General features: G+C 62.1%; 11 protein-coding genes. 1 reads left to right on the top strand and 10 read right to left on the bottom strand.

All coding sequences use genetic code 11. The annotated features are described in order from the left end of the window. Positions 1 to 153: 153 nt before the first annotated feature. From nusB to ACKTSJ_RS07995, 9 genes are all read right to left on the bottom strand, one after another. Positions 154 to 600 (bottom strand): transcription antitermination factor NusB, encoded by a 447-nt coding sequence (gene nusB, locus ACKTSJ_RS08035; protein ID WP_407899110.1) that lies wholly within the window; start codon positions 598 to 600, stop codon positions 154 to 156. Beyond that, entirely contained in the window at positions 597 to 1,049 is a 453-nt protein-coding gene (gene ribH / locus ACKTSJ_RS08030) for a 6,7-dimethyl-8-ribityllumazine synthase (protein ID WP_407899108.1), read from the bottom strand. The genes nusB and ribH overlap by 4 nt, the downstream gene beginning before the upstream one ends. A 97-nt stretch (positions 1,050 to 1,146) precedes the next feature. Next, a complete protein-coding gene (gene ribBA, locus ACKTSJ_RS08025; RefSeq protein ID WP_407899106.1) occupies positions 1,147 to 2,250 on the bottom strand; it encodes a bifunctional 3,4-dihydroxy-2-butanone-4-phosphate synthase/GTP cyclohydrolase II in 1,104 nt (367 codons plus the stop codon). Continuing rightward, positions 2,247 to 2,852 (bottom strand): riboflavin synthase, encoded by a 606-nt coding sequence (locus tag ACKTSJ_RS08020; protein ID WP_407899105.1) that lies wholly within the window; start codon positions 2,850 to 2,852, stop codon positions 2,247 to 2,249. Before ACKTSJ_RS08020 ends, ribBA begins: the two co-directional genes overlap by 4 nt. Beyond that, a complete protein-coding gene (ribD, locus tag ACKTSJ_RS08015) occupies positions 2,845 to 3,933 on the bottom strand; it encodes a bifunctional diaminohydroxyphosphoribosylaminopyrimidine deaminase/5-amino-6-(5-phosphoribosylamino)uracil reductase RibD (protein ID WP_407899103.1) in 1,089 nt (362 codons plus the stop codon). The genes ACKTSJ_RS08020 and ribD overlap by 8 nt, the downstream gene beginning before the upstream one ends. Further along, positions 3,933 to 4,409 carry a transcriptional regulator NrdR gene (gene nrdR / locus ACKTSJ_RS08010; protein ID WP_407899101.1) on the bottom strand — a complete coding sequence of 159 codons (477 nt, stop codon included), beginning with the start codon at positions 4,407 to 4,409 and terminating at the stop codon, positions 3,933 to 3,935. Before nrdR ends, ribD begins: the two co-directional genes overlap by 1 nt. A 63-nt stretch (positions 4,410 to 4,472) precedes the next feature. Next, positions 4,473 to 5,717: a serine hydroxymethyltransferase gene (glyA, locus tag ACKTSJ_RS08005; protein WP_407899099.1), complete on the bottom strand. Its 1,245-nt coding sequence runs from the start codon at positions 5,715 to 5,717 to the stop codon at positions 4,473 to 4,475. Between the two features lie 108 nt (positions 5,718 to 5,825). After that, complete coding sequence (locus tag ACKTSJ_RS08000) at positions 5,826 to 7,058, bottom strand: multifunctional CCA addition/repair protein (RefSeq protein ID WP_407899195.1); 1,233 nt, start codon at positions 7,056 to 7,058, stop codon at positions 5,826 to 5,828. Positions 7,059 to 7,062: 4 nt separating this feature from the next. Continuing rightward, positions 7,063 to 8,991, bottom strand: a complete 1,929-nt coding sequence (locus ACKTSJ_RS07995; protein WP_407899097.1) for a transglycosylase SLT domain-containing protein — start codon at positions 8,989 to 8,991, stop codon at positions 7,063 to 7,065. A gap of 433 nt (positions 8,992 to 9,424) precedes the next feature. On the opposite strand from ACKTSJ_RS07995, the gene ACKTSJ_RS07990 reads away from it, so the two are divergent. After that, on the top strand, positions 9,425 to 10,291 hold the full coding sequence (locus tag ACKTSJ_RS07990) for a DUF6969 family protein (protein ID WP_407899095.1): 867 nt from the start codon (positions 9,425 to 9,427) through the stop codon (positions 10,289 to 10,291). A 133-nt stretch (positions 10,292 to 10,424) separates the two neighbouring features. On the opposite strand, the gene ACKTSJ_RS07985 is transcribed toward ACKTSJ_RS07990, so the two are convergent. Continuing rightward, positions 10,425 to 10,748: a DUF302 domain-containing protein gene (locus tag ACKTSJ_RS07985; RefSeq protein WP_407899093.1), complete on the bottom strand. Its 324-nt coding sequence runs from the start codon at positions 10,746 to 10,748 to the stop codon at positions 10,425 to 10,427. Between the last annotated feature and the right edge of the window lie 121 nt (positions 10,749 to 10,869).

Genomic DNA, 10,869 nt, shown 5'->3' with positions numbered 1-10,869 from the left:
AAAACAGCCACGGATAGACACCGATGTTCACGGATAAAACCGGAATTTCCCATTCGTTGTGTCGTGCGGAAGCCCGATAAATCGAACTCCCGCCAACTAACGGATCAGGCGGGATAAAACTGCTGTGTTATCCGCGTTCTTCCATGGCTGCAATTATTTTGACTTAACTTCAGCCGCGCGCACTTGCGCCGCCAGCTTGTCCAGCACGCCGTTGACGAACTTGTGCCCGTCGCTGCCGCCGAAGGTCTTGGCCAGTTCCACGGCCTCGTTGATGACCACGCGGTAGGGCACTTCCGGCTGGTGCACCAGCTCGTAGGTGCCGAGCAGCAGCACGGAAAATTCGACCGGGCTCAATTCGTCCAGCGCGCGATCCAGATGCGGCGCGATCAGCGCGCCCAGCGCTTCCTGTTGCGCGATGACGCCGCGCAGCAACTGCTGGTACAGCGCGCTGTCGTAGCGGCCCAGGCTCTTGTCGTCGCCGGTGCTGCGGCCGATCTGCGTCGCGCTGCTGCCGGACAGGCGCCACTCGTAGAGTCCCTGCAGGGCCAGTTCGCGCGCGCGGTGGCGCGGGCTGACGGCGCTTTTCTTCGCTTCCGTCATGCCAGTTCCCGCGCCAGATTGACCATCTCGATGGCGACCACCGCCGCTTCCGCGCCCTTGACGCTCATGCGCGCTTCGGCCTGTTGGTCGGTGTCGGTGGTGAGGATGGCGTTGGCGATGGGGATGCCGGTCGCCAGTTGCACTTCGCCCACGCCGCGCGCGGACTCGTTGGACACGATCTCGAAGTGGTAGGTGTCGCCGCGGATCACCGCGCCCAGTGCGATCAGCGCGTCGTAATCGTGGCTCTCCGCCATTGCCCACAGCGCCAGCGGAATCTCCAGCGCGCCGGGCACGGTGGCCAGCACGATGTCGTCATCCGCCACGCCGCTCTTGAGCAGTTGCGCATGGCAGGCGGCAAGCAATCCTGCGCACACGGCCGGGTTGAAGCGGCTCTGCACGATACCGATGCGCATGCCGCTGCCGTTCAGGTTCTGTTCGATCTCTCTCATTTTTTATCCTCAGTATTCAAAATCATCGCGGTGCGATCCGGTCGCCCCCTCTCCCCTGGGGAGGGGGCAGCGCACCAGCCGAACGACGGGACACCGTTCATTCATGCGTTTTGGCAGAACAATAACCCACGATCTCCAGCCCGAAGCCGGCCATGCTCGGCATCTTGCGCGGCGTTCCGATCAGGCACATCTTGCCGACGCCGACATCGCGCAGGATTTGCGCGCCGATGCCGTAACTTTTCGAATCCCACTTGTGCGGGGCGTGCGTGGCGGCCTGCTCCAGCGCGCGCGCGCGCAGGTTGGCGGAAGTCTCGTCCTGGTGCATCAACACCAGCACGCCGCACGAAGCCGCGCCGATCTGGCGCAGGGCGTCATGCACGCTGACGCTCCCGCTGTAGCTGCTGTGCTCCATGAAATCCATCACGGATACCGGTTCGTGCACGCGCACCAGCGTCTCGAACTGCGGGTCGATCTCGCCGCGCACCAGCGCCAGATGGGTGCGCTGCGTGCTCCGGTCGGCATACACGAACAATTCGAATTCACCGTAGGCGGTCTGAATGCTGCGATGCCCGACGCGCTCGACCAGCGTCTCGTTATGGGAGCGGTATTCGATCAGGTCGGAGATGGTGCCGATCTTGAGGCCATGCTGCTGCGCAAACGGGATCAGGTCGGGCATGCGCGCCATCTCGCCGTCCTCTTTCAATATCTCGCAGATCACCGCGGCGGGGGTTAGTCCGGCCAGTTGTGCCAGATCGCAGCCGGCTTCGGTATGCCCGGCGCGCACCAGCACGCCGCCCTCGCGCGCCATCAGCGGGAAGATGTGGCCGGGTTGCACGATGTCTTGCGGCCTCGCATCCTTGTTCGCGGCGGCGAGGATGGTGCGAGCGCGGTCGGCCGCGGAGATGCCGGTGGTGACACCGCTGGCTGCCTCGATGCTCAAGGTGAAATTGGTGGCCAACGGCAGACCGTTCTCGCGCACCATCAACGGCAGGTCGAGTTGTTTGCAATGCGGTTGCGTCAGCGTCAGACAGATCAGGCCGCGACCGTGCCTCGCCATGAAGTTGACCATTTCCGGCGTGGCGAATTCGGCCGCGAACACCAGGTCGCCCTCGTTCTCGCGATCCTCCTCGTCCACCAGCACGACCATGCGCCCGGCGCGTATCTCTTCGATGATCTCGTGGATCGGTGCTACGTCTGTCATGTGTTCTGTTCTTTCTCTGCCTGCATCATGCGTTCCACATAGCGCGCGATCAGATCGATCTCCAGATTCACGCGCGCTCCTTTTTTAAGTTCATCCAATGTCGTCACTTCCAGCGTATGCGGGATCAGGTTCACCTCGAACTCGTCTCCGACCACATGATTCACCGTCAGGCTCACGCCGTTGAGGGTGATGGAGCCTTTCACGGCGATGTATTTGGCGAGCGCCTGCGGCGCCTTCACCACCAGACGCCAGCTTTCTCCGATGTCGTTGAACGCCACCACCTCGCCCACGCCGTCCACATGGCCGCTGACCAGATGGCCGCCGATGCGGTCGGACAGACGCATCGCTTTTTCCAGGTTCACGTGCGCGCCCTGCCTGTCCAGACCGGTCGTGCAATCCAGCGTCTCGCGCGAGACATCGACCGTGAAATCGTTGCCGTCAACCGCGATCACCGTCAGGCACACGCCGTTCACCGCGATGCTGTCGCCCAGCTTCACATCGTCCATCCCCAGCATTTCGGTCGCCACGGTCAGGCGCAAGCCCCCCGCACGATCCTGCACGGATTTAATCAGACCGGCATCGGCAATGATTCCACTAAACATGTTTTACTTTCGCTGTAATTCGCAGGTCCTGCCCCACATGACGCACCTCTTGCCAAACCAGCTCCACCCGCTGCTCCAGTTGCGTCAGCACGCCCAGGTTTGCCATGCCGCGCGCCGCATCGCCCAGCAGTTGCGGGGCCAGATACAGCAGCACTTCATCCACCAGACCGGCCTGCAGCAGCGCGCCGTTCAGCGTCCTGCCCGCCTCCAACAGCACCTCGTTGATCCCGCGCCGCGCCAGTTCGCGCAGCACGCCGGGCAGATCGACCTGCCCGGCCGCATCGGCCAGCCGCAGCACTTCCGCGCCCTGTCGTTCCAGTGTTGCCTGTCTGGCCGCATCCTGCGATGCGGTACAGACCAGCACCTTGCCGCTTTGCAGCATGCGCGCCGAAGGCGGCATGCGCAGCGCACTGTCCAGCACCACGCGCAGCGGTTGCCGCCCGGTTGCGATGCGCACATTCAGTTGCGGATCATCCGCCAGTACCGTGCCGATGCCGGTCAGTACCGCGCAGGAACGCGCGCGCCAGTGTTGCACGTCCTGCCGCGCCGCCGCGCCGGTGATCCATTGGCTCGTTCCATTCTCCAGCGCGGTGCGCCCGTCCAGGCTGGCGGCGATCTTGCTGCGCACGAAAGGCATTCCGCGCGTCATGCGCGAGACGAAGCCGATGTTCAGTTCGCGCGCCGCCGCTTCCATCAACCCGCATTCGACCGTGATACCGGCGGCACGCAAATTGTCCATGCCGCGCCCGGCCACTTGCGGATTGGGGTCCTGCATCGCGCACACCACGCGCGCCACGCCGGCTGCGATCAGCGCATCGGCGCAGGGCGGCGTGCGCCCGTGATGGCTGCACGGTTCCAGCGTCACATATGCCGTCGCGCCGCGCGCTGCATGGCCGGCGGTGCGCAAGGCATGCACCTCGGCATGCGGCTCACCGGCTCGAACGTGCCAGCCTTCGCCGACGATCTCGTCGCCCTCGACCAGCACGCAGCCGACGCGCGGATTGGGCGAAGTCGTGTTTAGGCCGTGCGCCGCCAGTCGCAGCGCCCGCGCCATCCAGCGGCTGTCGGCGGCGTCTGCCATCAGTCCGTCTTGCGCCGGCGGGCCGAGGGCTTGCGCACCGCGTCCACGGCATCGGTGAAATCGTCCACGTCCTGAAAACTTTTATACACCGAGGCGAAGCGGATATAGGCGACCTTGTCCAGCTTCAGCAATTCCTTCATCACCAGCTCGCCGATCTGGCGCGAACCGATCTCGCGCTCGCCGAACGCGAACACTTTCTGCGTGACATGATCGATGGCCGCATCCACCATCTCGGTGGATACCGGGCGTTTGTGCAGCGCCCGCTTGAAACTGGTGCGCAACTTGTCCGGGTCGAACTCGCTGCGCATGCCGTTCTGCTTCACCACCTGCGGCATGCGCAGCTCCACGATCTCGTAGGTGGTGAAACGTTTGTCGCACGAAACGCAGCGGCGGCGGCGGCGGATGCTGTCGCCCTCGTCGCTCTCGCGCGTGTCCACCACTTGCGTGACGGGATGTTTGCAGAACGGACACTTCATGGGATCTTGGAATCAGGATTCGGGCGCTGGAAAGGATTATCCCCGGTTCCCGATTCCTGGTTCCTAGCCATACACCGGGAACCGGGTGGTCAGCTTCTTCACTTCGCCGGCCACGCGCGCAATCACGGCCTCGTCGTTCGGCGCGTCCAGCACGTCGGCCACCAGATGCGCCAGTTGCTCCGCCTCCAGTTCCTTGAACCCGCGCGTGGTCATCGCCGGACTGCCGATGCGGATGCCGGAGGTGACGAAGGGTTTCTGCGGATCGTTGGGAATGGCGTTCTTGTTGACCGTGATGTGGGCGCGACCCAGCGCCGCTTCGGCGTCCTTGCCGGTGATGTGCTTGGCCTGCAGATCGACGAGGAACACATGGCTGTCGGTGCGCCCGGAAACGATCCGCAACCCGCGTTCGGTCAGCACTTTGGCCATCACGCGCGCGTTGTCCACCACCTGTTTCTGATAGACCTTGAACTCCTTGCTCGCCGCTTCCTTGAACGCCACGGCCTTGGCCGCGATGACGTGCATCAGCGGGCCGCCCTGGATGCCGGGAAAGATCGCCGAATTCAGCGCTTTCTCGTGCTCCGCCTTGGCCATGATGATGCCGCCGCGCGGGCCGCGCAGGGTCTTGTGGGTGGTGGTGGTGACGAAGTCGGCGATGCCGACCGGGCTCGGATAGACGCCCGCCGCCACCAGCCCGGCGTAGTGCGCCATGTCCACAAAAAGATAGGCGCCGACGCTGTCGGCGATCTCGCGGAAGCGTTTCCAGTCGATCACCAGCGAATAGGCCGAAGCGCCGGCCACGATCATCTTCGGCTTGTGTTCGTTCGCCAGTTTCTGCACCTGGTCGTAATCGATCTCTTCCTGGTCGTTCAGACCGTACTGCACCGCGTGGTACAGCTTGCCACTGATATTCACCGAGGCGCCGTGGGTCAAATGGCCGCCGTGCGCCAGGCTCATGCCGAGAATGGTATCACCGGGTTTCAGGACGGAAACATAAACCCCCTGGTTGGCCTGCGAACCGGAGTGCGGCTGCACGTTGACATACTCCGCGCCAAACAGTGCCTTGGCGCGATCGATCGCGAGCTGTTCCGCGACATCCACGAATTCGCAGCCGCCGTAGTAGCGCTTGCCGGGATACCCCTCGGCATACTTGTTGGTGAGCTGGCTGCCCTGCGCTTCCATCACCGCCGGGCTGGTGTAGTTTTCCGAGGCGATCAGCTCGATATGATCTTCCTGACGGGCGTTTTCTTTTTGAATCGCATCCCACAGATCGGGATCGACGACGGCGAGGGTATTTTTACGCGAGAACATGACAAGCCTTCCAAATTAAGGGGGAAACGGAAAAGGGCGCGCATTTTATCATGGAACGAACCCCTCAACTCCGGGCAAGAAATGGGCGATAACCCAACCTTCACAGTGCTATTGGCGATCGGACAGCGCGTGCTGTTTGATGAACGTGTCGACCGCATTTATGCGCGCTTTGCGCACTTGGTCTGCGATGAGGCTTTTGTCGGCGCAGGCACGGGCGATGTCGCCTGCGTTCACGGCTTGCGCGGCGCGGGCGCATTCCAGCATGTAGCGGGATTGCGGGTAAGCGTCGTTCTCGTGGCCGGTACGGCCATGGGCATCGGATTCGCAGGTTTGCAAAATCAAGCCGAAGCGTTCCGGTTTGCGCCACAGGTCACAGTGGTCGAATAGCTTGACGAGGGTGTCGGCGCGCAGTTCGCGCACCTTGTGTACGTGACTGTGGTATTGCGCCACCAGCAAGGCGAGGTCGCGGCACTCGCCAGGCACGCGCAGGCGCGCACACAGTTTTTTCAGCAGATCGACACTGCGCTGCTCGTGGCCGATATGGCGCGGCAGGGTGTCTTGCGGCGTGGCGGCCTTGCCGAGGTCATGGCCGAGAGCGGCAAAGCGCACTTCGAGCGATCGCTCCAGTTTCGCGGTATCGTCCAGCACCATCATCACGTGCACGCCGCAGTCGATTTCGGGATGGTAGTGCGCCGGTTGCGGCACGCCGAACAGACCGTCCACTTCCGGCAATATTTTTTTCAGCGCGCCGCATTCGCGCAGGGTGAGAAAGAAACGCGAGGGCTGTTGCTCCATCAGGCCTCGCGCCAGTTCCTGCCACACGCGCTCGGCCACCAGCGCATCCACTTCGCCGTTGTCCACCATCTTGCGCATCAGCGCCAGCGTCTCCGGCGCGAAGCTGAAGCCGAAGCGCGCGGCGAAGCGCGCACCGCGCAGGATACGCACGGGGTCTTCGGCGAAGGCTTCGCTCACATGGCGCAACACGCCCGCTTTCAGATCGGCCTGGCCGCCGTAGGGGTCGATCAGGTTCCCGTCGGCGTCCTCGGCGATGGCGTTGACGGTGAAGTCGCGGCGCAGCAAGTCCTGCTCCAGCGAGACGTCGGGTGAAGCGTAGATGTTGAAACCCTTGTAGCCGGCGGCGGTTTTGCGCTCGGTGCGCGCCAGCGCGTATTCCTCATGCGTTTCAGGATGCAGAAACACCGGGAAGTCGCTGCCGACCGGCTTGAAACCGCGCGCCGCCATCGCTTCCGGCGTGCTGCCCACCACCACCCAGTCGTGGTCCTGCACCGGCAGTCCGAGCAGGCGGTCGCGCACCGCGCCGCCGACGCAATAGATTTTCAGGCCACTATCTTTCATCGGCGGCAACATCGGGCGTTTTGCTGTCGATCACCCCCAGTCGCTGCTTGAGCGATTCCGACCGTTGCCCGAACAGCTTTGCGTAATAGAGCGTGTTGCTCATCACTTTCCGCACATAGTCGCGGGTCTCGTCGAAAGGAATGGTCTCGATGTAAATCGCGCCTTCCAGGGGCCGGCTGGCGCGCCATTTGCGCGCGCGCGTCGGGCCCGCGTTGTAGGCTGCGGAGGCCAGCACCGGGCTGTCGTCGAAGCGGCTGTACACATTTTTCATGTAATAGGTGCCCAGGCGCAGGTTCATGTCGAGCTGGTGGATCATGCCCTTGCGATAGCCTTTCAGGCCGAGACGCCGCGCAGCCCAGCGTGCCGTTTCCGGCATCACCTGCATCAATCCGGCAGCACCGTCTTCTGATTTCGCATGGGTCGCAAAGCGGCTTTCCTGCCGCATCAGGCCATACACCCAGGCCTCTTCCAGCGCGTGTTCCTGCAACGGCGATTGCAATGCCTCGCGGTAGGGCGCGGGATATCGCAGATTGAAATCATGCAGCTCGACCGTGCGCATGGCGGCATTGATCGAGCGGTCATACATTTCGTTGCGTTGGGCGACCGCGGCGGCGGCCAGCAGTTCGCGATCGTCCAGCCCGCGCAGCGCCCAGTCCCATTCTTTCGCCGCCTCCACGCGCAGCCCCAGCCGATAAAGCAAAATGGTGCGTTGCACCTCCGGTCGTGCCTGCATCGCTGCCACCGCCTGCTCTGTGGGCTCGTATTTCACCTCTGCCATGCCAGAGTCCGGCGCTATGCCCAGTTCGTCCGCCGCCAACTGGCCGTAATAGTGATACTCATGGCTGAGCGAAGCGAACAGCGCCTGCGCTTCGGCGGCCAGTCCCAGCGCCTGGAACGCGCGCGCCTTCCAGTAGCGCCACGCCGCTTCATTCTGCTGCTGCGGCGACATCGCCTCGATGCCGATCCGCACTTCGGGCCAGTTTTCCACGCGCAAGGCGGCACGCACCCGCCACGCCAACTGCTTTTCGTTCAGTTCGGCATCGCCGGCCGCCTCATACCAGCCCAACGCCCGCTCGTCATGCTCCAGCGCTGCCGCATAACCGAGCAGGGCAAACGCATACTGGCGCTCGCCTGGCGTGAACTCTGCAACGATGTGTTGCCATTCGGCATGCGCCAGATTGACCGAGCGCCGCGCCAATCGTTGCAGGGCAAACAGCGCCACCGCACGACGGCCATCGCCGGCAGACACAAACGAAGTCTTGTGCAAGTATTGTTGCGGATTGCGTGCCGCCGCATCCAGCTCGGCAACCGGCCAGCGTTGGGCTGCAGTCAGGTAACGATTCAGCTTTTTTGCCTGAGTCAACTTGCCCGCCTCAAGCATTGACCGCATGCGCTGCTGGACATTGTCTGGTGTGATGAATCCGCGCTGCATGGCCGCCTCGAACAGCGGCAGACAATTTTCGGCCTGCGCGACATCCGTAAACCACAATGCACGCGCGCCGAGCAGCGCCTGGTCTTCATCTTCCCGGCGCTGCCACTGCAAGGCATGACAGGTCAGCTCCGCATCCGTCTCGACCAGATTGGGATACTCCGAGGCAAACTCAGCCCAGCGTTGCTGTTTGGCCATCCGCTTCAACCATTCGCCCCGGAATTGATCGATGACCGGCGTGTCTTCCTCACGCGCGAAAAATGCGCGGATGAGTGTGCTGTCGGGATCGTCCCAACGCAGGCGCAAACGGTAATACGTCACATAAGGCTCGAATGGAGAATCCTGCAAACGCTGCGCAATCACGCTCAATTTATCCTCTTGCGCATTGACGAATGCGGCGCGTGCGGCCATGAAATCCTCCGCCTCGCCCGCCCAGGCCAGCATCGGCAACAACAGCAGCAGAAATTTGAGCAACGGCATGAGGGACATGGAGGAATGTGCTTCGTTGAAGCATAGCACACGGCAAAATTGGTTCGACCGACGCGGTGGCCACCTGCCAGTTTTGAAAATACCCGCCAGGCCGCTCCCGGCGCAGCATCTAAAAAGATTCCCGAGCCTGTAAGATGCCCTGAACTGGCACGACCAAGGCCTGCATCCGCCATTTCGGCCATGCCACTCAACCAAGGAGAAACACCATGAATTTCAATCAGATCGCCAAAACCCTGCTGTCTTCCGGCGCTTTGGCCGCCGCAATGAGCGGTGCCGCCATGGCAGCTCCTTGTGGCGCCAATCCTTGTGCCGCCCGTTCGCACAAGAGCGCCACCACCAATCCCTGCGCCGGTAAAAATCCGTGCGAGGGGAAAAACCCCTGTATGGCCAAGCATCCGTGCGGCGCCAAGCAAAAGAAAAATAAGTCAAATCCGTGTGCCGCCAAGAACCCCTGCGCCGGGAAGAATCCCTGCGCCATGAAGAATCCCTGCGCCATGAAAAACCCCTGCGCCGGAAAGAAGTGGTAAGGACAGCCTCCGTCGCCGCCACCGGTTCTGCAACGGAGCCGGTGGCGGTTCCGCCCTTTGAAAATCTTTCGTTGCTCCAGTTGCAAACCATGCAACAGGCGGGGCGGGAAATTCTTGAAATTTACCGTATCCTCAAAAAAGCCGGTCTGAATCCGGTCGGCGAAGTTCTGCGCGACACCCTGAACAGGGGCGAAACATTCTACGAATTCAATCACTATCCCAATGACGATGTGTATGACGAAGATAGTCACGCACAGTATTACTACCACGCCCATCGCGGCGAGGTGGGCGAGCATGGGCATTTCCATTGTTTCCTGCGCCCCCAGGGAATGCCGCAAGGTTTAAAACCCATCGACTATCCAGCCACCGACCCGTGGCCACAAGGCGATGAAGCGCTATCACATCTGGTCGCCATCGCCATGGATCGTTTCGGTTATCCCACCGGCCTATTCACGACCAATCGCTGGGTCACCGCCGAGGCGTGGTATCCCGCCGATCAGGTGATCCAGATGCTGGATGGCTTCGTCATCGACCATGCATTCCCATCGTGGCCGGTGAATCGCTGGATTAGCGCGATGTTCGTGCTCTTTCGCCCGCATATCGAGGCATTGCTCAAACAGCGCGATACAACCGTCTGGGCATGGGCGGCGGCACATCCCGGCGAGGATGTCTTTGAAGATCGGCAATTGGACATCACCAGTCAGCTCGAGGTATCGGTGGAAGATACCTTGGATCAAATTGAGCGGGAGCTGCGCGCGCGACCCATACGGTAGCGTACTGAGTCCGCCAACGCAGAAAAACGCCAGGCCATGAGACAACCGCGGACGGTTCCGTATTCCCGCCCTCAATGACTGGTGCCGACGATGGCTTGAAAATAATGGGGACACAGCGTCAACGATCCTCGTCTTAAGGCGCGACCGTGGCCCCTGCCAGCCCGTCCAGCGCCTTGCGCAGATTGCCGACCACGGCGCACTGCCCTGCTTCATGGCGCGTTGCCAGATATTCCGGGTCGTTGTACCCCAGCCATACCTGTCCGGATGAATCTTCCCACACCAGCACTTTCAGCGGCAGGTCGATGCCCACGGTCTGCGCGCATTCCATGAAGGGTGTGCCGCCTTGCGGGTTACCGAAAACAATCACCTGGGTAGGACGCAATGTTTTGCCGATTTTGGCCGCGCCTGCCGCATGATCGATGCGCGCGAACACATGGAGGCCGCGTTGTTTAGCCAAGGCTTCGAATCAGTAGTGTCCGGTTAAAAGTCGAACAAATTTAGCTGGTTAGAAAAGTCCGTCTGTTCTAAGAGTTGTCCACCGCCCGCGAAAGCCTGATCTAGTGTGGTTTTCTCAAAGA

Origin of the sequence: Ferrigenium sp. UT5 (assembly GCF_045866295.1) — a bacterium.
Classification (GTDB): Bacteria; Pseudomonadota; Gammaproteobacteria; order Burkholderiales; family Gallionellaceae; genus Sideroxyarcus.
This window is presented reverse-complemented; position numbering and strand designations above follow the sequence as displayed.

Coding starts and splice junctions, on each gene's coding strand:
- ACKTSJ_RS07995 (WP_407899097.1), bottom strand. CDS start 8,991: ATGTCCCTCATGCCGTTGCTCAAATTTCTGCTGCTGTTGTTGCCGATG.
- ribH (WP_407899108.1), bottom strand. CDS start 1,049: ATGAGAGAGATCGAACAGAACCTGAACGGCAGCGGCATGCGCATCGGT.
- ACKTSJ_RS08020 (WP_407899105.1), bottom strand. CDS start 2,852: ATGTTTAGTGGAATCATTGCCGATGCCGGTCTGATTAAATCCGTGCAG.
- ribBA (WP_407899106.1), bottom strand. CDS start 2,250: ATGACAGACGTAGCACCGATCCACGAGATCATCGAAGAGATACGCGCC.
- nrdR (WP_407899101.1), bottom strand. CDS start 4,409: ATGAAGTGTCCGTTCTGCAAACATCCCGTCACGCAAGTGGTGGACACG.
- ribD (WP_407899103.1), bottom strand. CDS start 3,933: ATGGCAGACGCCGCCGACAGCCGCTGGATGGCGCGGGCGCTGCGACTG.
- nusB (WP_407899110.1), bottom strand. CDS start 600: ATGACGGAAGCGAAGAAAAGCGCCGTCAGCCCGCGCCACCGCGCGCGC.
- glyA (WP_407899099.1), bottom strand. CDS start 5,717: ATGTTCTCGCGTAAAAATACCCTCGCCGTCGTCGATCCCGATCTGTGG.